The sequence below is a fragment of the Pseudomonas sp. BP8 genome (assembly GCF_017875955.1).
GTDB lineage: Bacteria > Pseudomonadota > Gammaproteobacteria > Pseudomonadales > Pseudomonadaceae > Aquipseudomonas.
This window is the reverse complement of the sequence record NZ_JAGINK010000001.1, coordinates 4,568,924-4,593,665: the sequence shown is the minus strand read 5'-3', so window position 1 is coordinate 4,593,665 and position 24,742 is coordinate 4,568,924. Positions and strand designations below refer to the sequence as shown.

The 24,742-nt window shown below is 59.8% G+C and carries 19 protein-coding genes and 2 pseudogenes; 14 read left to right on the top strand and 7 right to left on the bottom strand.

The features are described from left to right. The first annotated feature begins 8 nt into the window (after positions 1-8). On the top strand, positions 9-1,199 hold the full coding sequence (prpF, locus tag J3B00_RS20110) for a 2-methylaconitate cis-trans isomerase PrpF (RefSeq protein WP_209870839.1): 1,191 nt from the start codon (positions 9-11) through the stop codon (positions 1,197-1,199). Positions 1,200-1,255: 56 nt separating this feature from the next. Then, a complete protein-coding gene (prpD, locus tag J3B00_RS20105; protein ID WP_209870836.1) occupies positions 1,256-2,740 on the top strand; it encodes a 2-methylcitrate dehydratase in 1,485 nt (494 codons plus the stop codon). A gap of 75 nt (positions 2,741-2,815) precedes the next feature. Here prpD and J3B00_RS20100 read toward each other — a convergent pair whose 3' ends face one another. Both J3B00_RS20100 and J3B00_RS20095 read right to left on the bottom strand, forming a co-directional pair. After that, the gene (locus J3B00_RS20100; protein WP_209870833.1) at positions 2,816-4,402 is read right to left on the bottom strand and encodes an aldehyde dehydrogenase (NADP(+)); all 1,587 of its coding nucleotides are present in this window, start codon (positions 4,400-4,402) and stop codon (positions 2,816-2,818) included. A gap of 30 nt (positions 4,403-4,432) precedes the next feature. Beyond that, positions 4,433-5,506 (bottom strand): annotated as a pseudogene (locus J3B00_RS20095) (UxaA family hydrolase); the annotation flags it as partial. Between the two features lie 106 nt (positions 5,507-5,612). Here J3B00_RS20095 and J3B00_RS20090 point away from each other — a divergent pair. The 5 genes and pseudogenes from J3B00_RS20090 (at position 5,613) to J3B00_RS20070 (ending at position 12,382) form a co-directional block, all read left to right on the top strand. Continuing rightward, entirely contained in the window at positions 5,613-6,530 is a 918-nt protein-coding gene (locus tag J3B00_RS20090) for a LysR family transcriptional regulator (RefSeq protein WP_209870829.1), read from the top strand. Positions 6,531-6,891: 361 nt separating this feature from the next. Further along, a pseudogene (locus J3B00_RS20085) lies at positions 6,892-6,957 on the top strand (type VI secretion system tube protein Hcp); the annotation flags it as partial. 28 nt (positions 6,958-6,985) lie between these two features. Then, positions 6,986-9,037: a type VI secretion system tip protein VgrG gene (locus J3B00_RS20080; protein ID WP_209870825.1), complete on the top strand. Its 2,052-nt coding sequence runs from the start codon at positions 6,986-6,988 to the stop codon at positions 9,035-9,037. Next, positions 9,034-9,867 (top strand): DUF4123 domain-containing protein, encoded by an 834-nt coding sequence (locus J3B00_RS20075; protein WP_209870822.1) that lies wholly within the window; start codon positions 9,034-9,036, stop codon positions 9,865-9,867. The genes J3B00_RS20080 and J3B00_RS20075 overlap by 4 nt, the downstream gene beginning before the upstream one ends. A gap of 19 nt (positions 9,868-9,886) precedes the next feature. Further along, positions 9,887-12,382: a LysM domain-containing protein gene (locus J3B00_RS20070; protein ID WP_209870819.1), complete on the top strand. Its 2,496-nt coding sequence runs from the start codon at positions 9,887-9,889 to the stop codon at positions 12,380-12,382. Between the two features lie 59 nt (positions 12,383-12,441). Here J3B00_RS20070 and J3B00_RS20065 read toward each other — a convergent pair whose 3' ends face one another. Next, positions 12,442-13,434 carry an SUMF1/EgtB/PvdO family nonheme iron enzyme gene (locus J3B00_RS20065; protein ID WP_348635968.1) on the bottom strand — a complete coding sequence of 331 codons (993 nt, stop codon included), beginning with the start codon at positions 13,432-13,434 and terminating at the stop codon, positions 12,442-12,444. Between the two features lie 102 nt (positions 13,435-13,536). Beyond that, a complete protein-coding gene (locus J3B00_RS20060; RefSeq protein ID WP_245362597.1) occupies positions 13,537-14,565 on the bottom strand; it encodes an SUMF1/EgtB/PvdO family nonheme iron enzyme in 1,029 nt (342 codons plus the stop codon). A 267-nt stretch (positions 14,566-14,832) separates the two neighbouring features. Between J3B00_RS20060 and J3B00_RS20055 the strand changes: the two genes are divergently transcribed. Beyond that, positions 14,833-15,699: a DUF3592 domain-containing protein gene (locus J3B00_RS20055; protein WP_209870816.1), complete on the top strand. Its 867-nt coding sequence runs from the start codon at positions 14,833-14,835 to the stop codon at positions 15,697-15,699. A 167-nt stretch (positions 15,700-15,866) separates the two neighbouring features. Here the strand turns inward: J3B00_RS20055 and acnB are convergent, their stop codons facing one another. Then, complete coding sequence (acnB, locus tag J3B00_RS20050) at positions 15,867-18,476, bottom strand: bifunctional aconitate hydratase 2/2-methylisocitrate dehydratase (RefSeq protein ID WP_209875016.1); 2,610 nt, start codon at positions 18,474-18,476, stop codon at positions 15,867-15,869. Positions 18,477-18,882: 406 nt separating this feature from the next. Here acnB and J3B00_RS20045 point away from each other — a divergent pair, with 406 nt between their 5' ends. Together J3B00_RS20045 and J3B00_RS20040 are read left to right on the top strand one after the other, a co-directional pair. Then, a complete protein-coding gene (locus J3B00_RS20045; RefSeq protein ID WP_209870813.1) occupies positions 18,883-19,350 on the top strand; it encodes a DUF1289 domain-containing protein in 468 nt (155 codons plus the stop codon). Between the two features lie 74 nt (positions 19,351-19,424). Continuing rightward, the gene (locus J3B00_RS20040; RefSeq protein ID WP_209870810.1) at positions 19,425-20,063 is read left to right on the top strand and encodes a hypothetical protein; all 639 of its coding nucleotides are present in this window, start codon (positions 19,425-19,427) and stop codon (positions 20,061-20,063) included. Between the two features lie 62 nt (positions 20,064-20,125). Here J3B00_RS20040 and queD read toward each other — a convergent pair whose 3' ends face one another. Continuing rightward, positions 20,126-20,482 (bottom strand): 6-carboxytetrahydropterin synthase QueD, encoded by a 357-nt coding sequence (queD, locus tag J3B00_RS20035; RefSeq protein ID WP_209870807.1) that lies wholly within the window; start codon positions 20,480-20,482, stop codon positions 20,126-20,128. Between the two features lie 52 nt (positions 20,483-20,534). Beyond that, positions 20,535-21,614 (bottom strand): patatin-like phospholipase family protein, encoded by a 1,080-nt coding sequence (locus tag J3B00_RS20030; RefSeq protein WP_209870803.1) that lies wholly within the window; start codon positions 21,612-21,614, stop codon positions 20,535-20,537. Between the two features lie 152 nt (positions 21,615-21,766). On the opposite strand from J3B00_RS20030, the gene J3B00_RS20025 reads away from it, so the two are divergent. The 4 genes from J3B00_RS20025 to J3B00_RS20010 are packed head-to-tail and all read left to right on the top strand — an operon-like array spanning position 21,767 to position 24,371. Then, positions 21,767-22,072 (top strand): PepSY domain-containing protein, encoded by a 306-nt coding sequence (locus J3B00_RS20025; RefSeq protein ID WP_209870799.1) that lies wholly within the window; start codon positions 21,767-21,769, stop codon positions 22,070-22,072. A 44-nt stretch (positions 22,073-22,116) separates the two neighbouring features. After that, positions 22,117-22,386 (top strand): PepSY domain-containing protein, encoded by a 270-nt coding sequence (locus tag J3B00_RS20020; RefSeq protein WP_245362877.1) that lies wholly within the window; start codon positions 22,117-22,119, stop codon positions 22,384-22,386. After that, on the top strand, positions 22,387-23,055 hold the full coding sequence (locus tag J3B00_RS20015; RefSeq protein ID WP_209870792.1) for a response regulator transcription factor: 669 nt from the start codon (positions 22,387-22,389) through the stop codon (positions 23,053-23,055). Next, positions 23,052-24,371, top strand: coding sequence for a sensor histidine kinase (locus tag J3B00_RS20010; protein ID WP_209870789.1), 1,320 nt, complete (start codon positions 23,052-23,054; stop codon positions 24,369-24,371). Before J3B00_RS20015 ends, J3B00_RS20010 begins: the two co-directional genes overlap by 4 nt. Positions 24,372-24,742: the final 371 nt, after the last annotated feature.

Below are 24,742 nucleotides of genomic sequence, written 5' to 3'. Positions count from 1 at the left end.
CCACCTCAATGGCACATGCAGCGCAAATCAGAATCCCCGCCACCTACCTGCGTGGCGGCACCAGCAAAGGCGTGTTCTTCCGCCTGCAAGACCTCCCCGAGCGCGCCCAGCAACCCGGCCCGGCACGCGACGCTCTGTTGTTGCGCGTGATCGGCAGCCCCGACCCCTACGGCAAGCAGATCGACGGCATGGGCGGCGCGACCTCCAGTACCAGCAAAACCGTGATCGTTGCCCCCAGCACCCGCCCCGAACACGACGTCGACTACCTGTTCGGCCAAGTCTCGATCGACAAGGCCTTCGTCGACTGGAGCGGCAACTGCGGCAACCTGTCGGCCGCCGTCGGCTCGTTCGCCATCAGCAGCGGTCTGGTCGACGCCGCGCGCATCCCGCGCAATGGCATTGCCACCGTGCGCATCTGGCAGGCCAACATCGCCAAGACCATCATTGCCCACGTGCCGATCAGCGACGGTGAAGTGCAGGAAACCGGTGATTTCGAGCTGGACGGGGTGACCTTCCCCGCCGCCGAAGTGCAATTGGAGTTTCTCGACCCGGCGGCTGATGAAGACGGCGAGGGCGGGGCGATGTTCCCCACGGGCAATCTGGTCGATGAGCTGGAAGTACCCGGGGTCGGCACGTTCAAGGCGACGCTGATCAATGCCGGTATTCCGACCATCTTCGTCAACGCTGCCGATATCGGTTACACCGGCAGCGAGCTGCAGGACGCGATCAACGGCGATGCCGCAGCCTTGGCGCGGTTCGAGACCCTCCGCGCCTACGGTGCCCTGCGCATGGGCCTGATCGAGCACATCGACGCCGCTGCCCAGCGTCAGCACACGCCCAAGGTCGCCTTCGTCGCGCCGCCGCTGGCCTACACTGCGTCAAGCGGCAAGGCCGTGGCTGCGGACGATATCGACCTGCTGGTGCGCGCATTGTCCATGGGCAAACTGCACCACGCCATGATGGGTACCGCCGCGGTGGCCATCGGCACTGCGGCGGCGATCCCCGGCACCCTGGTCAACCTCGCCGCCGGTGGCACGCAGCGTGCTGCGGTGCGCTTCGGGCATCCGTCCGGCACCTTGCGGGTCGGCGCCCAGGCGCAGCAGGTGAACGGCGAATGGCGCGTGACCAAAGCAATCATGAGCCGCAGCGCTCGCGTGCTGATGGAGGGCTGGGTGCGAGTGCCCGGCGACGCCTTCTAGCACGTGGCTGGCGCTCGGCTTTTTCAATCGATCCTCTGCCACAGGAAGTATGAGAGATGAGTGCCAACGTTGACCTGAACGACCGTCCGGACTACGACCGGGTGCTGCAAACCATTGCCGACTACGTGCTCGACTATCAGGTCGGCTCGGCCGAGGCGCTGGATACTGCGCGCAATTGCCTGATCGACACTTTGGGTTGCGGCTTGCTGGCGCTGCGTTTTCCGGAATGCACCAAGCACCTCGGGCCGCTGGTGGAGGGCACCGTGGTACCGCACGGCGCGCGGGTGCCGGGGACTTCCTACCGGCTCGATCCGGTCAAGGCGGCCTGGGACATCGGCTGCATCGTGCGTTGGCTGGATTACAACGACACCTGGCTGGCGGCTGAATGGGGGCACCCCTCAGACAACCTCGGCGGGATTCTGGCCGTGGCGGATCATCTTTCGCAGCGCCGAGTGGCGCTCGGTGAGCAGCCGTTGAGCATGCGCGATGTGCTCGAAGCGATGGTCATGGCCCATGAGATCCAGGGCGTGCTGGCCTTGGAAAACTCGTTCAATCGGGTGGGGCTGGATCACGTGCTGTTGGTCAAGGTGGCATCGACGGCGGTGTGCGCCAAGTTGATGGGGGCCAACCGCGAGCAGCTGCTCTCGGCCCTGTCGCACGCCTTTGTCGATGGCCAGGCGTTGCGCACCTATCGCCATGCACCCAACGCCGGCTCGCGCAAATCGTGGGCAGCCGGTGATGCGTCGAGTCGCGGTGTGCGCCTGGCGGACATCGCCTTGCGCGGTGAGATGGGCATACCAGGGGTGCTCACGGCGCCGCAGTGGGGCTTCTATGACGTGCTGTTCAGCCACACCAACAAGGACTTGGCGCTCAAGCCCGACGCGCAGCGCGGGTTCAGCCTGCCGCAGGCGTTTGCTAGCTATGTGATGGAGAACGTCCTGTTCAAGATCAGCTTCCCCGCCGAGTTCCATGCGCAGACCGCCTGTGAAGCGGCGGTGGTGTTGCATCCGAAAGTGCGCAACCGCTTGCACGAGATCGAGCGCATTGTCATCACCACCCATGAGTCGGCGATCCGCATCATCTCCAAGGTCGGCCCGCTGGCCAATGCCGCCGACCGCGATCACTGCCTGCAGTACATGACGGCCGTGCCGCTGATTTTCGGCAACCTGGTGGCGGAGCACTACGAAGACAGCTTCCACGCCGCCCATCCGACCATCGACCGCCTGCGCGAGAAGATGGAGATTGTCGAAGAGCCGCGTTTCAGCCGCGAGTACCTCGAAGCCGACAAGCGCTCGATTGCCAATGCCGTACAGGTGTTCTTCAACGATGGCAGCAGCACCGAGCAGATCACAGTGGAGTACCCGATTGGTCATCGGCGCCGGCGTGCCGAAGGGATTCCATTGCTGGAAGAGAAATTCAAGGCCAACCTCGCCACGCGCTTTGCCGGGCAACGCTGTGCCGAGATTTTTGAGCTGTGCAAGGCACAGGCGCGCCTGGAGGCGACGCCGGTGCACACGTTCGTTGATCTGTTCGTGATCTGAGTCGGTGGCCCGGCTGTCGGGGTGTTCATGCCGGCTTGCCCCGCGAACCCGCGAAGAGGCCGCTGCTGATTCACCTCAGCGAACGATCGCCGCGCGGCTCTGCTCGCCATTCACCAAGCGCATGACCCCCAGCGGATTGGCGTCCTGCAATGCTGGCGGCAGCAGCTCATCGGGGTAATTCTGCAAGCATACCGGCCGCAGGAAGCGCTCGATCGCCAAACTGCCCACCGAGGTGCCACGCGCGTCCGAGGTGGCCGGGTAAGGCCCGCCATGGACCATGGCGTCGCACACCTCGACCCCGGTCGGGTAGCCATTGAGCAACACCCGGCCGACCTTTTCCTGCAGCAGCTCACTCAGCCAGCCAGCGCTGGCAAGCTCCTCGCTTTCGCCAATCAGCGTGGCCGTCAGCTGCCCGCGCAGCGCCCTGATAGCCGCGGCCAGTTGCCCCTGGTCCTCCACTTCGATGAGCACGGTTGCCGGCCCGAACACCTCTTCCTGCAACAAAGGATCGCCACTCAGCAGCACGCTCACATCCGCCTTGAACAGCTGCGGTTGCGCCTGTCGGTCGCCCTGCGTGGCGCCCGCCAGGTGGGTCACGCCGGGGTGGCTGTGCAGGTGCTCGAGGCCGCTGCGGTAACTGGCCAGGGTGCCGTAGTTAAGCATGGTTTGCGCTGCCTGCTCAGCCATCTGCGCCTGGAACAGCTCGATGAAGTCGGCAAATGCCGCCGAGCGCATGCCGATGATCAAGCCCGGATTGGTACAGAACTGGCCACAACCCAGCGTCACCGACGCGGCCAACTCCCGCGCCAGGGTTGCGCCGCGTGCCTGCAATGCCTCGGGCAGCAGGATCACCGGATTGATACTGGACATCTCGGCAAATACCGGGATTGGCTGTGTGCGTTCGGCGGCCATGCGGCCAAGGGCCGTACCGCCTTTGAGCGAGCCGGTGAAGCCTACCGCCTGGATCGCCGGATGCTTGACCAGCCACTCACCGACACCGCCGCCATAGACCATGTTGAACACGCCGTCCGGCATGCCGCAGCGGGCCGCGGCGCGCAGGATTGCATCGGCGACCGCTTCAGCGGTGGCCATGTGCCCGCTGTGGGCCTTGAACACCACCGGGCAGCCGGCCGCCAGGGCCGAGGCGGTGTCGCCGCCGGCGGTGGAGAAGGCTAGCGGGAAATTGCTCGCGCCAAACACTGCCACCGGGCCTACGCCAATGCGGTACTGGCGCAGGTCAGGGCGCGCCAGCGGCTGGCGCTCGGGCAGCGCACGGTCGATTCGCGCACCGTAAAAATCACCCCGGCGCAGCACGTGGGCAAACAGGCGCATCTGGCCGCTGGTGCGGGCCCGCTCGCCCTGAATGCGGCCGCTGGGCAGGGCAGTCTCGCGGCACACGGTGGCGACGAAGTCATCGCCCAAGGCGTCGAGTTCGTCGGCAATCGCTTCGAGAAAGGCGGCGCGCTGCTCGGCAGGCAGATTGCGGTAAGCCGGGAAAGCCGCCGCTGCAGCGTTGCCAGCGGCGTCGACTTCAGCCTCCGTGGCTTGGCTGAACACGCCCGGCAAGGGCTCGCCGGTAGTGGCGTCGAGGCTCTTGAGCAGCAGGCTGCCTTGGGCCGAGCGCTGGCCGCCGATGTAGTTGTGACCGAGGATGCGGGTCATGCAGGCTCCTGTAACGAAAAGACAAGGGAATCAGGTAATGGCGCCGATCTGCCACGGCACGAACTCGTTCTGGCCGTAGCCGTGCTGTTCACTCTTGCTGCGCTCGCCGGAGGCGATGCTCAGCATCATTCGGTAGATATGTTCGCCGCGCTCTTCGATGGTCATGCTGCCATCGGCGATGCCGCCGCAGTTGACGTCCATGTCTTCTTCCTGGGTTTCCCACAGGCGGGTGTTGGTCGCCAGCTTGATCGATGGCGATGGCGCGCAGCCGTAGGCCGAGCCGCGGCCGGTGGTAAAGGCGATCAGGTTGGCGCCGCCGGCGACCTGGCCGGTGGCGGAAATCGGGTCGTAGCCGGGGGTGTCCATGAACACCAGGCCGTGAGCGCGCACCGGTTCGGCATACTGGTAAACATCTACCAGGTCAGAGGAGCCGGCCTTGGCTACCGCACCGAGTGACTTCTCGAGGATGGTGGTCAGGCCGCCGGCCTTGTTGCCGGCCGAGGGGTTGTTGTTCAGCTCGGCGTCCATCCGTTGGCAGTAGGCTTCCCACCAGCGAATCCGGGCGAGCAGTTTTTCGCCGACCTGCTGGCTCACCGCACGGCGCGTCAGCAGGTGCTCGGCACCGTAGATTTCAGGCGTTTCCGAGAGGATCGCCGTGCCGCCTGCAGCGACCAGGCGGTCCACCGCGTTGCCCAGTGCCGGGTTGGCAGTGATCCCCGAGTAGCCGTCCGAGCCGCCGCACTGCAGGCCTACCGTGAGGTGGCTGACGCTGACCGGCTGGCGCTCGACCTGGTTGGCTTCGGCCAGCAGCGACTTGACCTGGGCAATGCCGCTGGCAATGGTCTTCGAGGTGCCGCCGGTGCCCTGGATGGTGAAGGTGCGCAGCGCATGGCTGCTTTCCAGGCCCTGGGCGGCGAGCAGGTCGGGTATCTGGTTGGTTTCGCAGCCCAGGCCGATCAGCAGCACCGAGGCGAAATTGGCGTGCACGGCGTAGCCGCCGAGGGTGCGGCGCAGCATTGCCAGCGCCTCGCCAGCGGGATCGACCGCGCAGCCGACGCCGTGGGTCAGGGCGACCACGCCGTCGACGTTGGGGTAAGGCGCCAGGGCTCCTGTTTGTTGTTATGGGGGCGGTTGCTGATCACTTTAAATTTCCCCCGCATTGCTGCCTAATGAGAGCTGTTCACCCCGTGATAACTTTTAGTGATCCCCTATGCTGCCACCCTTGAATTCAATGGTTTCACGCCTGCGGTTGCGCCAGTTACGCCTGCTGATCAGCCTTGATGAGCTGGGCTCGATCCACAAGGCCGCCGAGGCCATGTCGATCACTCAGCCAGGGGCGACCAAGGCGCTCAACGAGATCGAGTCGACCTTTGGTGCCGTGCTGTTCGAACGCACCAGCAAGGGCCTTGAGGCGAATGACCTTGGGCGCTGTGTGGTGCGTTATGCGCGCCTGATCGGCAATGACCTGGCGCACCTGCGCGAAGAGATGCTGGGGATTCTCCAGGGACATGGCGGGCGCCTGTCGGTGGGGACGATCATGGGCGCCGTGCCGATCCTGGTCGAGGGTTTGGCGCGATTGCGCGAGAGCCAGCCGGACCTTTCGGTATCGGTCGTGGAAGACACCAGTGATCGCTTGCTTACCCTGCTTGATCAGGGCCGCCTGGACCTGGTGATCTGTCGGACCAGCGTCAGCCCGCGCCCGGCGGCGTACGAGAGCCGGGTCAAGCATCAGGAGCAATTGGTGTTGGTGGCCAACCCGGCGCATCCGCTGGCCGGCAGTGAGTCGTTGAGCCTGGCCCAGTTGGCTGATTCGCGGTGGGTGGTGTTCCCGGTGAACATGCCAATGCGGCTGACGTTGGAGCGGGAGTTTCGTGAGGCGGGGTTGAGTTTTCCGCAGTACCCGATCGAAACGTCTTCGACCTTCACTACGTTGTCGCTGTTGCTCCAGGACGCGGGGTTGCTGGCGGTGATGCCGTGGGATGTGGCAAAGGTCGCGCTTGAGCATGGCATGCTGGTGCGTTTGCCCTTGCAGCTGAAGTCGCGCAGCGAGCCGTATGAGGTGGTGACGCGGTTGGGGGTGGAGTTGAGTGTGCCGGCGCAGGTGTTGGTTGAGATATTGATGGAGTAGTGATTTTGAAGCGGGTCTGGGGCATCGCTGATGGGATGAAATCACCCGGTTAAATCAATTTGCCAAGTGCGCAAGAAGTTGCGCACTTCAAAGTCGAAAATCGCCGCTTTTTTCGGCTACAGGCCACGTAACTCAGGGCCTTCAGGCCAGTGCGCAACTTCTTGCGCAGTACTGCGCAAGAAGTTGCGCACTTTTCGAGGGTTTTTCAGCCCAATCGCCCCCTCCCGTACCCCTTGAAATCCTCAAAGCCCCGTTCTAGAGGGGTTTTTGGTTTGATGGCATGGACCTTGTAGAACGATAACGTGACCAGCGGGTGTTTTACCCGCCTGGCGACTCTATTTTTCCAGCAAGGAGCGCATCCATGGCTACGCCCGCTTACATGTCCGATACCGGTACCAAACAAGGCTTGATCACCGCCGCTGCCTTCGTGAACTTGGCTTTATGAGGGCAATGCCATGTTTGCATCCGCCAATACCGCACATTTTGAGCTGTTGATCCCCACGGTACGCAATGACTTCAAGGTACTGGCGTTTGCCGGCCGCGAAGCCATCAGCAGCCTGTATGCAATCGAGATTGAGCTGGTCAGCGAGTATCCCGATTTCGATCCGGAAAGCCTGCTCAGCCAACCGGCGTTTCTGCGCTTCGGGCTCAAGGGCGAAGGCCTGCATGGGCGCATTGAAAACGTACTCGTGGGGGAGGCCGGTAAACGTCTGACCCGCTATCACCTGAGCCTTGTGCCGGCGTTGCATTACCTGCAGTTCAGCTACAACCAGCGCATTTTCCAGCAGATGACGGTGCCGCAGATCGTCGCTCAAGTACTCAAGGGCCACGGGATTCAGGCCGACGCCTTCAGGTTTCATGTGAGTACCAGCCCCGAGCGCGAATACTGCACGCAATATGCAGAAAGCGACTTTGCCTTCGTCCAGCGGCTGTGCAGCGAAGACGGCATTGCCTGGCATCACCAACACAGCCCGGATGGCCATCAACTGGTCTTTACCGATGATCAGACCTTCTTTCCCAGACTCGGTGCAACGCCGTACCAGCAAGGCCGTGGCCTGGTGGCTGATCATCCGGTGGTCAGGCAGTTTTCCCAGCGTTTGAGTACGCGAACCAGCGCAGTCATGCGCCGGGACTACGACTTCAAACGCCCAGGCCTGTTGCCTGAGAGCCAGTTCAGCGCCGAGTACCGCCCGGCGCTCGAAGACTATCGCTACCCGGCACCGCTCACCACTGAACAGCGCGGCAAGCAACTCGCCCGCCACGCGCTGGAGCGACACCGCACTGACTATCAGTTAGCCGAGGGCCACAGCGATCAGCCGACGTTGCGCAGCGGTCACTTTCTTGAACTGGTCGAGCATCCGCGCAAGGCGTGCAACGACTTGTGGCTGTTGTTCAGCGTCATGCATGAAGGCAAGCAGCCGCAGGTGCTTGAAGAGTCGGTCACCAGCGACAGTGATTCCTCGGACGGCTTTATCCAAGGCTATCGCAACACCTTCACTGCCATCCCCTGGGATGTGTTCTACCGCCCGCCGCTGGTCACCCGTGAATCGCCGCTGGTGAGCCAGACAGCCAGGGTGACTGGCCCCGCGGGGGAAGAGATCTTCTGCGATGAATACGGGCGGGTAAAAGTCGAATTCCACTGGGACCGCGCCGAGCTGGGCAGCGACAAAAGCAGTTGTTGGCTGCGGGTCGCATCGAGTTGGGCAGGGCAGAGTTACGGTGCGGTCACCATTCCGCGGGTCGGTATGGAAGTGCTGGTGACCTTCCTCGAAGGCAATCCCGACAAGCCGATGATTACCGGTTGCGTGCGAAACACGCTGATGCCCGCGCCGTACCCCTTGCCGGACCACAAGACCCGAACCGTACTGCGCAGTCACAGTTCGCCGCACACCGGTGGCTACAACGAACTGTCGATTGAAGACCGGGCGGGGCAGGAGCTGATCTATCTTCGCGCGCAGCGCGATATGGAGCAGCGGGTCGAGCATGACAGTCGGCTGCAGGTGGGTAACGAGCGTCACGAAACCATCAAGGGCAACAGCATTGCGGTGCTTGAGGCGCAAGACCAGCGCTCTGTCGGTGCTGACCGTAAGGTGGAACTCAAAGCCAACGACTATCTGCAGGTAGCTCAAAGCAGTCATACCCGAGTCGGCCAACTACTGGCCGTCGAGGCTGGCCAGCAGGTGCACCTGAAGGCGGGCGCCAATCTGGTTCTCGACGCCGGTGTGGGTATCACGTTGAAAGCGGGCGGGCAGCACATCGTCATTGGCCCAGGCGGGATTTTCAGCAGTACTGATATTCAGATCGGCGGCGCGCCCGCAACAGGTACCGCTGCCGCGCCGGTCATGCCAGGAATGCTTGAGGGGCTATCAGCACCCACTGCACTGCCTATCCCCAGTACAGCGTTCTACCAGCAGCAAGCAGTGGCGGGTGTGCTCTTGCCCACCCCGTGCTGCCAGCTCGATGCATCAGGTCATTGCCCAATCCATCACCCCGGTACCAAGCCATGATCCAATCCATTTCCTCGCCCTTTCAGGTGCCGGTAACCCCGGGTGCCTTGTGCGTAATTCTCGACGCGAGTTTTGCTCCGCACTTGCAGACGTCTGTCGATCAGGCAATCAGCTACGGTGCAGAGCGCTGTGTGTCTCTATTCGAAAACACCCCCTACACCGCCTTGCAAAGCGCAGGGCCATTCGCCTTGCTATGCGCCGTGCCGGGTGCATTGACGGAGTACGCCTGCGGCCTGCTTGAACGGGCAGATGCCGGGTGCGTGGCCTACTTGAAGGATGACCAGTCCTTCGACCGGGCGGTTGAACATTGGCGCAGTCTGCTCACCGTCAGTACCGATGAAACACCGGCCCAGATGATGCGGTTTTTCGAACCACGCTGGCTGGAGCCGTTGCTATGCAGCCTTGATGAAGCCGAGCTGTTGCAGTTCATGGGCCCACTCACCGACATGGTTTGGCGAAATGAGCTGGGTTGGCGCCATTTGGCTCATCCGCACCCTGGATCAGAGGTCAAGACTCAAGCCACCGGCTGCTTGCACCTGAGCCACGAGCGTCAGGACGGTATGCAACTGCAGCGCTTGAAGGTACTGGCAGGCCGGTTCACCCAGGACTATCACGGCGTTCTGTCAATGGATGATCCGCTGGAGTTTGTCTATCGGCAGCTGATTGCTGCACAGCAAGCCGGATACCTGCAGGTGGCTGAGCAGGAGCGCTGGTTGCGCGTGTCGCTGAGCAAGGGCGATGACTTCTGGCATCGCTCCCCCTCTGCCGAATTACTCGCCCGCGATGACCTGAGTCTTGGCGACAAGCTGATTGAGCTCGAAGGTCTCTGAATGACAAGGACGATGATAGATGAACAGCACCTACACGGTTAAATCTGGCGACACCCTGGGGGAAATTGCCCTGCGGCATGGCGCTAAGGAATCAGAGATCACGGCCCTTAACCCGATCATCATCAACCCCGACCATATCAGGGTCGGTTGGGAGTTGAAGCTTCCCAGTGCCGCGCTCAACGCCGAACTGCCACCACCGATGCATGCAGACACTACCAGCTCGATCGCCCTCAAAGGTCAGGCTCAATGCGACGAAGAACTGGTCGATGTAGCCCACATTACCGGTGAGCCTCACTTCTATGTGTTGACCGACAAGCAGTCCAAATCACTGAAGCAAGAGATCAACGCGGTTCAGAGGCTGATGGATGATTTTCATCAGAGGCTGGCCAAGGCCTTGCCCATCACTCAGTGCAACAAGCCGCAAGACCCCCTGGCCATCTGTGCTTGTGCAGGTTGCCTCAAAGAAGCGTGGGCGGTTAAGGCTGAGGGCGCGGGGTTATTGATGCGCAAGACCCTCCCACCGCCCAGCAAGACAGCCCCCCTGACGACTGATAAAGACCTGCAGGGGCAACTCGCGTCCTTGCAGCAAGCACGTGACTGGTATCAGCGCTATACACCCAGCATTGCTGGAACAACGCGATTTGAAAGTAACTGGAAATCCTTGCAGAACAAAAAAGTTCTGGAGCTGGATACGGAAATCGGCAAATTGCGTGCGCAACTGGCAGCCCAGAAAAAACCCGAACCAGAGGACAGCTCGACGAATGCCAACAGCGCAGCACCCGCTTCGAAGCATGGTTGGGTGCGCGGCTTTGAGCGTCAGAAGGGCAAACAAACCAGATCTGGTATTGATATCGTTGAAATCATCCTGTTCAGCGACCCCACTCGGCGCCATTACATCTCGATCCCGTACCGCAATACCACAACGTGGAAAATTCGGACTTCCACGCGCGTCATGGCCGGTAAGCCATTCGGTAAACAACTGGCGACAGACCTGATAAAGGACATCAAGGAGGCGGTCAGCGCTGGGCGCAAAGCCGGGCCTCTGGGCAATCTCGAATTCAAACTCACTTCCTGGACCAGTAAGGATGACAACCTGCTCAATGCGCTGCATGGAGAGGTGCAGTGGACCTCAAATCAGAGCGATGCAGCGCCATATGCAGTATCCGCAGAAGCGCATTCAATGCGTTTTGCTGCTAATACCAGTGCTGGCGTAAACAACTGGAACCCCAGGGAAGGCAGCGTTGATATCGGGGGCAAAGGCAGCGCAGCGCTATCGATGGCCGAGGCTTCGGCGACGCTGAACCAGTTTTTCCCTGACCAAGGTGGGTATGTCGCGAACATGTCCTATCGCAATGCCGTGGGGCAAGAAGTGCTGCATCCACTGGGCGTGTTTCGCATGAGCGGAAAGTTGGAGTTGTCCTGTTTCGTTGGCGTTAGAGGGCAGGTTGAGGCCGGTGTTAAAACACAATATAAACCTTCTGAGACCCCGGCAGGCGCTACTGCATTGCTAGGTACTCCGACTATGGAAGTTGGGCCTAGCGGCAACATCGGTTTGAAGGGGGATATTTTTGCCGGGGCCCAGGCCGGAGGTGTCCTGAGCGGCGCATTGGAGTGGGTTGAACCGGATAAGCAAGGGGCGGGCGATGCCGTTTTGAGCCAAGCCAATGCAGGGAGTAGTTGGGTAAAACTGGCCGAGATCAAGGCTGAAGGGAATGTGGCGTTGGGCATTGGAGGCGCTGCGGAGGCCGGGATCAGTATTTCTCGCGACCGACTGGCATTTAATTGCAGGGCTTCCGTGGTTTTGGGCCCTGGAGCTGGTGGTGGATTCGGCGCGGTGGTGGACCTGCAGCAGGTCGGGAAACTGACTCTATTGTTTTGCAATGCGTTGGCGGCTGTGGACTACAGGTACCTGTTAGGCGTGACGGGGGAAGCTTTTGACTATATCGTCTCAGGCTTGTTCCAGGTGGCAACATCGCCTGCTAAACAGGCTATGGCAGGTTTTGAGGCGGGGCAGGAGGCGATGAGCTCGTGGTGGAAAAAACGGAAAGCTTCCAAGGCCGAGGCACATAATTTGGCCAACTATATCGTTATCCATAAATCTGAAAAAGTCATCGTTGTTAACGGCCAGCGTTTACCTTTTGGTTTGCTGCCGCCCGAAACGCTTGGTCCAATGGTCTATATTTTGACTGAGGCTTTTGTCGGTAGTTTTAATGAGCTGCAAGAACAGGCTTTGGTGATCCTATTGTCCGAAATACGCCACTGGCGACAATTTATAAAAATGCTCGAGCACTGCTCGCCTAAAGCGGAAAAGGTTAATGCTATGGGGAGTTTGGAGCGGATTAATACTTTATTGGATGGCTATCAGCAAGGTCAGTTTAATAGATTTATTGAAAGTTTGGCTGTTTATCCGTCAGCTGCTTCTACTAGATTGGCTTGGAGTTGCAGTAACGCTTGGCGCAAGGAAAAAGTGCTTTTGGCTGCTCGCAATAGCGGCAGGTATGATGGCTTGAGTTAGGTTTGGTGTTAGGTTTTTTAGATAAGGGCGCCGGTGGGCGCCTTTATCAGTGGTGTACTTTATAAGGGTTCTTGGTATTGAATTGCGCAACGAAAGCTACTCTCCGGCGAATAATATTTTCTGACGGGGTCGCTAGGAAAACGCATTACGGTACTGGCTGACAGTAATGGGCTTTCACCAATATTGGCGCCCCTGCGCGCTTTCTGCGTTCCAGTCTCTGGCCCTTGTGGATTTACGATAGGGGAGTGACGGTAGTAGTCTTCGCCGAACCAGTCGTTGACCCAGTCCGCAGCATTCCCCGAAAGGTTATAAAGTCCCAAGGGGTTAGGTAGGAAAGCATCCACAGGGAATGTATTCCGTTCATTAGGGTGAGGAAAGTTACGTCCGTAGTTTAAGCTACCATTGTCAGTGGGGAAAGCAAGGTGTTGGCCACGGTTGCGGGCTGCATATTCCCATTGCGCTTCTGTCGGTAGGTCGACAGGATAACCACTTAGTTGACCCAGCCAGCCGCAATAATCTTTGGCTTCTTGCCAGCTCTTGGTGGAAGTAGGTATATTTGGCCGGTAACGATGCTGTAAGTCTGGGCGATTTCGATGTTCCAAGCCGAATAATGGCTTTTCTTGCGCGGTGAAAAATAAATCAAAATCTGCCAGGGTTGTTTGGAATTTCGAAATATAATAGCTGCTCAGTCTGACAGGGTGAACGAAGTCATCATCGCCAAACATGGTGATGTTCCCCATCCGGTCCGGGTCTACACCGCAGGGCCAGTCGCATAGATCTGTGGGGTCATCATCATATGGCCAGCCGAAATCTCCCATCTGAAATTCACCGCCCTCGACAAAGACCATATTGTCTAGCGACTGCACGACAGTCTTCAGGATTTTTGCTCGTACCTCGGAGGAAAGGTGTGGGTAATTGTTCTCCACTGTTTTGAATATTTGGTTGACTTTCTCGGGTGATAATTTCTGGCTTATGGGGAAAGAGTGTGAGTTTCCCTGGCATGCTGTCATTAAAAATATAGTGCAAAGACCTATCGGTATTTGTTTAGTCACTGAAGTGTCCTTGTGTATTTTGGTGTGACCGCTAATGGGTATTGTTTAGCTGGTGGATGCTTGTAGTAAGGGCTCCGCTAGGAGCTTTGCCATTGGTGTACTTTATAAAGTTTCTTGGGATTGAATTGCGCAGCGAAAGCTTGTTCCAGGAAAGTAACCAGATCTGATCGGGTCGGTAGGGAAGCGCATTACGGTACTGGCTGACAGTAATGGGTCCTCACCTACATTGGCTCCTCTACGCGCTTTCTGTGTTCCCGTCTCCGGCCCCTGTGGATTTAAGATGGGTGAGTGACGGTAGTAATCTTTGCCAAACCAATCGTTGACCCAGTCCGCAGCATTCCCCGAAAGGTTGTAAAGACCCAAGGGGTTGGGTAGAAACGCATCCACGGGAAACGTATTCAGTTCATCAGGGTGTGGAAAGTTACGTCCATAGTTCAAGCTACCATTATCAGTCGGGAACGCCAGGTATTGGCCACGGTTGCGGGCGGCATATTCCCATTGCGCTTCTGTCGGTAGATCGACAGGGTAACCACTTAGCTGGGCCAGCCAGCCGCAATAATCCTTAGCTTCTTGCCAAGTTTTAGTTGGGGCAGGTAGATTTGGGCGATAAAGGAATTGCAGGTCTTCGCGCTTGCGATCTTCTGCGTCGAATACGGGTTGGCCTTGGCTCGTAAAAAATAAATCAATTTCTGCCAGCTGAACTTGGTACTTAGACAGGTGATAGCTGCTAAGCTCAACAGGATGAACGAAGTCATCATCCCCGAACATTGTAAGCCTACCCATTCGATCGGACTCTACCCTGCAGGGCCAGTCACACATATTTGTGGGGTCATCATCATACGGCCATCCAAAGTCCCCCATCTGAAACTCACCGCCCTCGACAAAGACCATGTTGTCCAGCGACTGCACGACAGTCTTCAGGATATTGGCACGTATTTCAGAGGAGAGGTGCGGGTAATTTTTCCCAATGGTGCCAAGTATTTGTTCGACTTTCTCCGGTGGCAGTTTCTGGCTTTTGGGCAATGGATAGGAGGGTCCTTGGCAACCTGCCATTAACCAAAATGTGCAAAGAGCTATTGTTATATTTTTTGTCACTGAAATATCCTTGTACGTGCTCGGCGAGATCTCCAAGCCTATCATTCCAACGCCGCCAGATGGTCAGTCCCCGACGTGATTACCAAGGAGTTAATATTAAATATTCGTGGCCTTCAAGAGAATAAACGTTGCGTTTGTGCTTCGGGTTTATAAACAGAAGCGTCCTGCTTTTTTTTCGGATATGTCTGATAGGTATCTTCTTCCCGATCGTGTGAGTATCGGGCTTTTCATCAGGAAGCTGTGCTCTCTGCAGCAAAGAAAAGTCGAAAAATTTTCTTCTTTCTCAGGTGTGGGTGGTGATTAATGATATCGCGTGAATTATCTGTCAAATCTCGGCACATACAATTGCGCACGTTTTTTGCGGTTGTAGGTGCCGTATTTTTTATTACGGCTGTATTGCTGCATGTTCAGCGAGAAGCTGAAAAGCACGGTATGGTGGAAACCATTGGGACGCTAATCGCTTTTTCATACGAGGATTGGGGTGAAGGCTTCAGAAGTAGAAATAAGTGTCCGCGCATACAGTTTTATACACAAGCTAACGTACTTGTAACCGTAGAGGGAAAACAATGCACCACTTCGTCACAGAATAAAATAGGAGATAAAGTTGCAGTTTTCTATTTGCCAGAATCTCCCGAGCACGCATTGCTGGTCGTTACCGCTGATGAATGGTTCTACGTTGTGCTGTCAATTGGATTAGGCGTGATGATGTGGATTTTCATGCTGTGCACGCCTGTGCCTGGCGAGAAAACGGAAATGAGTGAGAGGGGTTTGATTTTCTCGCTTGCAGGCATTGCCTTGGTACTAGGAGGGGTGGGTTATTGGGTGCTGCAGGATCACAAGGATAAACAGGCGAGAATGACCGAATTTACGACAGGTACTGTGATTTCTGGGGGGTCTTCTAAGCACTGTGCGTTGATCGAATTTCAGGCTGCGGATCAGCAATCCTATGACGTCAGTGCCTCCGTGTGCAGTAGCGGCTATGATCGTGGTGATAGAGTGGCTGTACGCTACGATCCGGCTAATCCTCGACATGCCATGCTTGATACCTATTGGGATGGCATGTTTCTGCCCATGATATTTTTTTCGATCAGTTTTATCTTCGTAGTGACGGTGTTGGGATTGCTCCCATGGGGCGGGCCATTTACCCGAGATACCTTCATAGACGGTTAGGCTAAAAATGCTGATTCTACTGATCAGCTGTTGCCAGGAAAACGAGCAGTAGGCGCGTGGCGATTTGCCTGCCGTTGCCGTGGCTTTACCAGCGATAACCCAAAAAAAACCCGGCATTTCTGCCGGGTTTTTTTCATCAGCTAGAAGCTCAACGCTCCTACCTGATCTTACGCCTGAACAACCGGAATCTTGGCGCTTTCCGCCGCTTCACGGAACTCGGCGATCTGGTCGAAGCTCAGGTAGCGGTAAACGTCGGCAGCCATGCTGTCGATGTCCTTGGCGTACACCAGATACTCTTCAACAGTCGGCAGCTTGCCGAGGATCGAAGCAACCGCCGCCAGCTCAGCCGAAGCCAGGTAAACGTTGGTGGCATCGCCCAGACGGTTCGGGAAGTTACGGGTCGAAGTGGAGACCACGGTCGAACCGGTCTGCACACGTGCCTGGTTACCCATGCACAGCGAGCAGCCTGGCATTTCCATGCGCGCGCCAGCCTTGCCGTAGATGCCGTAGTAGCCTTCTTCGGTCAGCTGATGGGCGTCCATCTTGGTTGGCGGAGCCAGCCACAGACGGGTCGGAATACCACCCTTGACCTTCTCCAGCAGCTTGCCGGCAGCGCGGAAGTGACCGATGTTGGTCATGCACGAACCGATGAACACTTCGTCGATCTTCTCGCCCTGTACCGAAGACAGCAGGCGTGCGTCGTCCGGGTCGTTCGGCGCGCAGAGCACAGGCTCCTTGACGTCGGCCAGGTCGATTTCGATGATCTCGGCGTACTCGGCGTCGGCATCGGCAGCCAGCAGCTCTGGATTGGCCAGCCAGGCTTCCATGGCTTGCGCACGGCGCTCCATGGTCCGTGCATCGCCGTAGCCTTCGCTGATCATCCAGCGCAGCAGGGTGATGTTCGACTGCAGGTATTCGGCAACCGCTTTTTCCGGCAGTTTGATGGTGCAACCGGCAGCGGAACGCTCGGCCGAGGCGTCGGACAGTTCGAAGGCTTGCTCGACAGTCAGCTCGTCCAGGCCTTCGATCTCGAGGATGCGGCCGGAGAAGGCGTTTTTCTTGCCCTTCTTCTCGACGGTCAGCAGGCCGTTCTGGATGGCGTAGTAAGGGATGGCATGGACCAGGTCACGCAGGGTGATGCCCGGTTGCAGTTTGCCCTTGAAGCGCACCAGGACCGACTCCGGCATGTCCAGCGGCATGACGCCGGTGGCAGCGGCGAAGGCCACCAGGCCGGAACCGGCCGGGAACGAGATGCCGATCGGGAAGCGGGTGTGCGAGTCGCCACCGGTGCCGACGGTGTCAGGCAGCAGCATGCGGTTCAGCCAGCTGTGGATGATGCCGTCGCCAGGACGCAGGGACACGCCGCCACGGGTGCGGATGAAGTCCGGCAAGGTGTGGTGGGTAGTGACGTCGATCGGCTTTGGATAGGCCGCGGTGTGGCAGAACGACTGCATTACCAGGTCAGCGGAGAAGCCCAGGCAAGCCAGGTCTTTCAGCTCGTCGCGGGTCATCGGGCCGGTGGTGTCTTGCGAACCCACAGTGGTCATCTTCGGCTCGCAGTAGGCACCTGGGCGCACGCCCTGGCCTTCTGCCAGACCGCAGGCGCGGCCGACCATTTTCTGTGCCAGGGTGAAGCCTTTGCCGGTATCGACCGGAGCTTCAGGCAGCTTGAACAGGTCGGCTGGACCCAGGCCCAGCTCGGCGCGGGCCTTGTCGGTCAGGCCGCGACCCACGATCAGCGGGATACGGCCGCCAGCGCGGACTTCGTCGAGCAGCACTTCGGTCTTCAGGGCGAAGGTGGTGACCAGCTCGTCGCTGTCGTGACGGCGTACTTCACCTTTGTACGGGTAGACGTCGATGACGTCGCCCATGCCCAGGTTGGTGCAGTCGAATTCGATCGGCAGGGCGCCGGCGTCTTCCATGGTGTTGTAGAAGATCGGGGCGATCTTGGTACCGAAGCAGAAACCACCGGCGCGCTTGTTCGGCACGTTCGGGATGTCGTCACCGAAGAACCACAGCACCGAGTTGGTGGCGGATTTACGCGACGAACCGGTACCGACCACGTCACCGACGTAGGCGACCGGGAAGCCTTTGGCACGGACCGCTTCGATTTGCTTGAGCGGGCCGACCGAACCGGGTTGCTCAGGCTCGATGCCGTCACGGGCCATCTTCAGCATGGCCAGGGCGTGCAGGGGGATGTCAGGGCGCGACCAGGCATCCGGGGCAGGCGAGAGGTCATCGGTGTTGGTTTCGCCAGGCACCTTGAACACGGTCAGGGTGTACTTCTCGGCGATCGGCGGACGCTTGGTGAACCACTCACCGGCGGCCCAGGATTCCAGTACGGCCTTGGCGTGGGCGTTGCCCGCCTTGGCTTTTTCGGCCACGTCGTGGAAGGCATCGAACATCAGCAGCGTGTGCTTGAGCTGTTCGGCCGCGACGGCGCCCAGTTCGGCGTCGTCCAGCAGCGCGACCAAGGTCTCGATGTTGTAGCCACCCTGCATGGTGCCCAGCAGCTCTGCGGCATGCTTGCGGTCGATCAGCGGGGATTGCGCTTCGCCTTTGGCGATAGCGGAGAGGAAACCGGCCTTGACGTAGGCGGCTTCGTCAACACCTGGTGGTACGCGATCGGTGATCAGTTCTACGAGGAAGGCTTCTTCGCCGGCCGGCGGATTCTTCAGCAGCTCGACCAGGCCTGCAGTCTGTTCGGCGTTCAGCGGCTGGGGCACGATACCCAGGGCGGCACGCTCTTCGATGTGTTTGCGGTAGGCTTCAAGCACAGTTATTACCCTCATCAGTGGTCCCTAAAGGGAGTCCGGGACGCTCATCCAGGATTTACAGCACCCATGCGCAATACGGCTTTTTGAGCCGCCCAGCCAGGGTTGCAGGAAATCCTTGTAGAAGCTGCTTTCAAAGTTTTACGCCTGTAGAACGGAGCGCTGATGAGGGGTTGGCGCGGTCATGCGAGGGGTGCATGGCCCGGGCCAACGCCGTTCTACCGGATTAACTGTGCTCGTGACGCTTTGAAAACAGCTTCCAACGGACATTGTTGCCTTGAAAAGGCGAAGTGATTCTACGGTAAAACCCGGACGAAAGTAAGGCTGCCCGTGCGACTTTAACGAGTGACCCTGGTTAGACAAAGGGCTAACATGGGGCCGTGTGCCACCGCCAAGCCGTTGTTTTTCCATGTCCAACCAGTCAATTAAAACCCCTTGTGTCGGGCTCTGCTCCACGGTCTACGGGGACCTTGTGTGCCGCGGCTGCAAGCGTTTCCATCACGAAGTGATTCACTGGAACGGCTACAGCGACGAGGAAAAGCGCGCCGTCTGGCTGCGGCTCGAGCAGTTGCTGGTGCAGGTGATGATGGCCAAGCTTGAAGTGTTCGACAAAGAGCGCCTGCGCCAGCAACTGGAGCAACGCTCGATCCGCTTCGTCGTGCAGCAGTCCGAATACTGTTGGGCATATCAGTTGATCGCCCGTGGCGCGCGGCTGATCCGCGACCTCGAAGCGTACGGCATGGTGCTGCTACCGGAATTTCGCGACTGGGATCTGCCGCAGTTGCGTGATGCCATCGATCGGGAGTTCTTCCTGTTGTCAGAGGCGCACTACCAGCGTTACATCGCTCCGGCCTTCCTCAGGCAGGCACTGGAGTAGGGGTTTCCCCCTGCCTGCCGCACCCGGCCACGTCTAGTGTTGATCGCTCTACGAAACTGACCAGGAGTGTCAGCATGAGCGACTACATTTATAACTCGCGGTTCAGCTTCTTGGCCCGCTGCTGGTGGCAAGGCTCCGGCAAGCGCATCGAGCCGCAGGCATGGGACAGTGCCACCGAGCACCTCGCACCGATCTGGGTACAGTTCAACGGCAATGATCGCTGGAACCGTTATCTGCTCGCCGAGCCCGACGGCGTGCTGGAAAAATCGCTATCGCCCCTTGATTACGACAATCCAAAGCATACGTACTGCGAGTTGTTCTGGTTTGGCGCCTACCAGCGAGGGTCGTACCAGCACGGTGAGCAGTGTTATTACGAGATCAGGCCAGTAGACAGAGCCTGGATGCGCCACCCCTGGGTGGTCGACTACAACTCCAGCTTTCTCTCGGGCTATGTGGGCATCTGGGGTGCCGATGAAAAGGCGGCTGCCTTGCGCAAACCGGCAGGTTCCCGACTGTGGACGCTCAATGGGTTGGACCATGAAGCGCTGAAACGAGGCACCCGGCGGTGCAATCTGGAGTGGGTCAGCGCCAGTGGCAGCAAGGTCAGGCGCTACCAGACCGACGGCATCTCCGCGCTCAATATCATCAGTGGCGAAGAAGGCCTGCTGGCGTTGGAAGTGCTGGCCATCCCTTATGAATTTGGCGAGATCTAGGCGCTGGCTGAAGCCTCCACGCGCACGCTGATAAGCGCCGCTGGAGGCCCAGGCCGGTCGGCTCAGTCGCCGGTGTATTCACAGCCGCTGGTGCAGGTCTCATGGATACGCACCTTCGACAGCTCCGGAATCAGCGGCTTGACCTGTTCCCAGATCCACTTGGCGATAACTTCGCTGGTCGGGTTTTCCAGGCCAGGGATGTCGTTCAGGTAGTTGTGGTCGAGCTGCTCGTAGAGTGGCTTGAAGATCGCCTTGATCTCGGAAAAGTCGCGGATCCAGCCGGTATGCGGATCGAGCGGGCCGGTCAGGTGCAGGGCGACCTTGAACGAATGACCGTGTAGTCGACCGCATTTGTGCCCAGCAGGCACGTGAGGCAGGCGGTGGGCCGATTCGAAGGTGAATTCCTTGAAGATTTCCACGTTGTAGAGACTCTTGAAAAAAATACTGGCGCAGATTCTACCAGCATGCCCGCTACAAGGGTTGCAGGCGTTCGTGTAGCCGCCCGGTGGCGATCAGTTCGAGCAGTTCATCACCCAGCCGCTGGCTCTCGGCGATGGCCTTGTACCAATAGCGCTTGCGGCTGGCCGCGTCGCCCATGAAACGCTTGAAGTCATTGCGGTCGGGTAGCTTGCCGTAGGGCAGGGTAGCCAGGTACTGCGGTGAGGGAGTCATCAGCAGCACGTTGTGCAAGCGGGTGGCATCACCCTTGCGCCAGGGCAGCGCTTTGTCGAACCAGCCGGGGATGACCTTGTCAGTGAAGTGCGGGTAGATCACCAGGTCGTCGCCGCGGTAAGGCAGGTCGAGGTGATAGTCGAGCAGGCCACCGTCGCGGTAGGTGCCGCTGCCGGCGCCAGGGATGTCGCGCACGCCTTGCATGACCATCGGGATCGAGCCAGAGGCGAGCAGGGCATGGCGCAGGTTGGCCTGGTCCAGGGGCAGGTAGCGTGAAGGGAAGTCGGTGAGGGTATCCAGCGGCGGCGCGGTGCGGCTGTCGTGCAGGATGATCCGTTCGAAATGCCGGCCAAGGCGCGCGCGTCCCAGCAGGTTGCTGGCGATGACCGACGACAGGCCGAGGCCGAGCCGGCCGCGGTGGTCGTCAGCGAGCAGGCCGTGGCTTTTGACCACCATGATGTTCAGCCGGTAGTGCGGGTTGGCGAGAATCTGTCCGTCCTGGCCTTGCAGCAGGTCGTCGAGCATGCGTTGGCAGCTTTGGCTGATCTCGGCCGGGGTGGCGCCCTTGGCAAAGTCCTGCTCGGTGTACAGCTCGCCCAGCCGGCGCAGGCCAGCCACAGGGTCGTCGAGGCAAGCACTGGCAAAGCGCCAGGCGCCGATCGAGGCGCCGATCAGCGCCCGCGGGCGGGGCGCCGAGGGCAACCATTCGCCGAACAGCGCCAAGTCCAGGCCTTGGATACCCAGCGGTTTTGGCCCGCCGGCAGCACCGGGCACCACGCCCACGTCAGCCGCCTGCAAGCCTCGTTCACGAATCTGGCGCAGGGCCCGCTGGCCGGCCTTGAAGGTCAGCGCGGGGGACTTGATATGGATAGCGCTCATGCACAACCTCGCAGGTAACAAGCGGATCATTATAGGGAACCGGTCGCGAATCGGCTGCGCTATCATGGCGCCAGTGTTTTCAGGTTGAGTTAAGGACCGCCGGGTAATCTTAACTCCGTAGACAACTTGAACATCTCGATGGAGAGAACCTCATGAAAACTTTGACTGCCCTGTTCACTGCCGCTGCCCTGGCTGTTGGTGCGAACGTTGCCCTTGCCGATGTTCCGGCTCACGAAATCAGCGGCCTGGAAAAAGCCGGCACCGTTCAGTCCCTGCAGAAGCTGGCAGAAGCGGCCAAGGCAAAACACCCGGGTTCGACCATCACCGATTCTGAGCTTGAGAATGAGTACGGCCGTTACATCTTCAAGGTCGAACTGCGTGATGCGCAAAACGTCGAATGGGACGTCGACCTGGACGCCAAGACCGGTGAAGTGCTGAAGGACAAACAGGACACCTGATGAACCCGCTACCGCGAAAGGCGCGCTACCTGGCCCTTGCGCTGATGACTGTCTGCTCGCTGGCGGTTGCCCGTGACCTCGACCAGGATGAAGCCCTCGAGCTGCGGCAAAAGGGCGTCATCCTCCCGCTCGAACAATTGCTGGACTCGGCCCTGGGGCGTTACCCCGGGGCACGTCTGCTGGAGGCGGAGCTGGAAGAAAAACACGGCCGCTACGAATACGAAGTCGAGCTGCTGACCCCTGCCGGGGTGGTGCGCGAGATCAAGCTGGATGCACGCAGCGGCGTGCTGCTCAAAGACGAGGAAGACGACTGAATGCGCTTGTTGCTTGTCGAGGACAATGTTCCCCTGGCCGACGAACTGACCGCCGCCCTGCAACGCCAGGGCTATGCCGTGGACTGGTTGGCCGATGGCCGCGACGCGGCGTACCAGGGCCGCAGCGAGCCTTATGATCTGATCATCCTCGACCTTGGCCTGCCCGGGCTGCCGGGGCTCGACGTGCTCGCCCAGTGGCGCGCGGCGGGGCTTGCCACGCCGGTGCTGATCCTCACTGCGCGCGGCTCGTGGGCCGAGCGTATCGAAGGGCTGAAGGCCGGCGCCGACGACTACCTGAGCAAACCCTTTCACCCCGAAGAACTGCAGTTGCGCATCCAGGCGCTGCTGCGCCGCGCCCGCGGCCTGGCCAACCAGCCCACGCTGGAGGCCGCGGGTCTGCACCTGGATGAAAGCCGGCAATGCGTCAGCCGTGAAGGCGTCGACATCCAGCTGACTGCTGCCGAGTTTCGCCTGTTGCGCTACTTCATGCTGCACCCAGGTCAGGTGTTGTCGAAAAGCCATCTGGCCGAGCACCTGTATGACGGTGAGACCGAGCGCGATTCGAACGTGCTCGAAGTGCACGTCAATCACCTGCGGCGCAAGCTGGGGCGCAGCGTTATCGAGACGCGCCGTGGCCAAGGCTACGTCTACGCCGGGAACGCTCAGTGAGGTCGATTCAGGCGCGCCTGAGCCTGGGCCTGGTGGCGGTGCTGGTGGTGGTCGGCTTGGCCCTGGCGCAGTTGTCGCTGTGGTTGTTTGAGGTAGGCCTGCAGCGTTACCTGGAAGCCGGCCTGCGCAAGGAGAGCGAGAACCTGCTGGTGGCCCTGGTGCGCGGCCCCAGCGGTTTGCAGCTGGATGAGCGGCGCGTGTCGGCGGCCTATCAGCGACCGTTTTCCGGATATTACTTTCGCATCGATTTCGATCAGGGCACCTGGCGCTCGCGCTCGCTGTGGGACCTGGACATGCCCAAGCCCGCCAAGCCCGGCCTTGAAGACACCCACGAACTGGGGCCCGAAGGCCAGCAACTGCTAGCCTTGCGCGCCGATTACCGGCGTCTGGGTCAGGACATTTCGATCAGCGTTGCCCAGGATTACTCGCCGGTGCGCCAGGGCTTTCAGCGCATGCAGCAGATTGGCCTGGGCATGGGCCTGGTGGCGCTGGTGCTGATCCTGGTGCTGCAGCGCATCACCGTGACCCGCTCGCTGCGCCCGCTGGAGCGTGCCCGCCAGCAGATCGCCCAGCTCCAGCAAGGCCAGCGCTCACAGCTGGATGCCCAGGTGCCCAGCGAACTGCAGCCGCTGGTCGACCAGGTCAACCACCTGCTGGCCCATACCGAAGACAGCTTGCGGCGGTCGCGTAATGCCTTGGGCAATCTTGGGCACGCGTTAAAAACACCGTTGGCGGTGTTGATCAGCCTGGCCTCCAGCGAGCGTCTCGACGACCTGCCTGAAGTGCGCACGCAGATGCGTGAGCAACTGGAGCAGATCCAGCAGCGCCTGAGCCGAGAGCTCAATCGCGCACGGCTGGCCGGTGATGCCTTGCCCGGGGCGCAGTTCGACTGTGACGCCGAGTTGCCGGCACTGCTCGGGACCCTGGGCATGATCCACGGTGACGGGCTGCTGCTTGAGCGCGATGTGCCGGCTGGGCTGTTGTTGCCGTGGGATCGCGAGGATCTGCTGGAACTGCTCGGTAATCTGCTCGACAACGCCTGCAAATGGGCGGACAGCGAGGTGCGCCTGGGGATTGCGCCGACAGCTGAAGGTTACCAGCTGTGGGTCGACGACGATGGCCCGGGGATTCCACAGGGTAACCGCTTGCAGGTGCTTGAGCGCGGCTCGAGGCTGGATGAGCAGGTCGATGGCCACGGGCTTGGCTTGGGCATCGTCCGCGATATCGTCGACGCCTGGGGCGGGCGGCTCGACTTGCTGGAAAGCCCGTTGGGCGGCTTGCGCGTGAGCATCGAATTGCCGCGCAAGGGGCGCTGAGCTGGCAGGCTGGACCGGTCTCTTCGCGGGACAAGCCCACGCATGGAATTAACGTTTACGACATCCTGTAGGAGCGGGCTTGCCCCGCGAAGAGGCCAGTCCAGCCACCGTGGTGCGTGGCACCGGCTTTGCCGGTTTCGCGGGACAAGCCCGCTCCTACAGGTTATGCGCCGCGAGTTCGAGACCCCCCCCAAACAGCAAAAATATTGCAGTCCAGGCGCAGTTTTTTGAATTGGCACCAAAATAGTGCGCCCGGCACAATTGCCCGCGAAACTTCCCAGTTTCCATCTCCACGGACGGAACTCCTTTGCGCTATTGCGTCTGCAATACAGGGCCCAGGCCATTACCTGCTGGGCTTTCTTTTTAAAAAA

Coding starts and splice junctions, on each gene's coding strand:
- prpF (WP_209870839.1), top strand. CDS start 9: ATGGCACATGCAGCGCAAATCAGAATCCCCGCCACCTACCTGCGTGGC.
- J3B00_RS20015 (WP_209870792.1), top strand. CDS start 22,387: ATGCGCTTGTTGCTTGTCGAGGACAATGTTCCCCTGGCCGACGAACTG.
- J3B00_RS20070 (WP_209870819.1), top strand. CDS start 9,887: ATGAACAGCACCTACACGGTTAAATCTGGCGACACCCTGGGGGAAATT.
- J3B00_RS20045 (WP_209870813.1), top strand. CDS start 18,883: ATGTCCAACCAGTCAATTAAAACCCCTTGTGTCGGGCTCTGCTCCACG.
- J3B00_RS20030 (WP_209870803.1), bottom strand. CDS start 21,614: ATGAGCGCTATCCATATCAAGTCCCCCGCGCTGACCTTCAAGGCCGGC.
- J3B00_RS20025 (WP_209870799.1), top strand. CDS start 21,767: ATGAAAACTTTGACTGCCCTGTTCACTGCCGCTGCCCTGGCTGTTGGT.
- J3B00_RS20075 (WP_209870822.1), top strand. CDS start 9,034: ATGATCCAATCCATTTCCTCGCCCTTTCAGGTGCCGGTAACCCCGGGT.
- J3B00_RS20020 (WP_245362877.1), top strand. CDS start 22,117: ATGACTGTCTGCTCGCTGGCGGTTGCCCGTGACCTCGACCAGGATGAA.
- J3B00_RS20090 (WP_209870829.1), top strand. CDS start 5,613: ATGCTGCCACCCTTGAATTCAATGGTTTCACGCCTGCGGTTGCGCCAG.
- J3B00_RS20040 (WP_209870810.1), top strand. CDS start 19,425: ATGAGCGACTACATTTATAACTCGCGGTTCAGCTTCTTGGCCCGCTGC.
- J3B00_RS20055 (WP_209870816.1), top strand. CDS start 14,833: ATGATATCGCGTGAATTATCTGTCAAATCTCGGCACATACAATTGCGC.
- J3B00_RS20100 (WP_209870833.1), bottom strand. CDS start 4,402: ATGACCCGCATCCTCGGTCACAACTACATCGGCGGCCAGCGCTCGGCC.
- prpD (WP_209870836.1), top strand. CDS start 1,256: ATGAGTGCCAACGTTGACCTGAACGACCGTCCGGACTACGACCGGGTG.
- J3B00_RS20080 (WP_209870825.1), top strand. CDS start 6,986: ATGTTTGCATCCGCCAATACCGCACATTTTGAGCTGTTGATCCCCACG.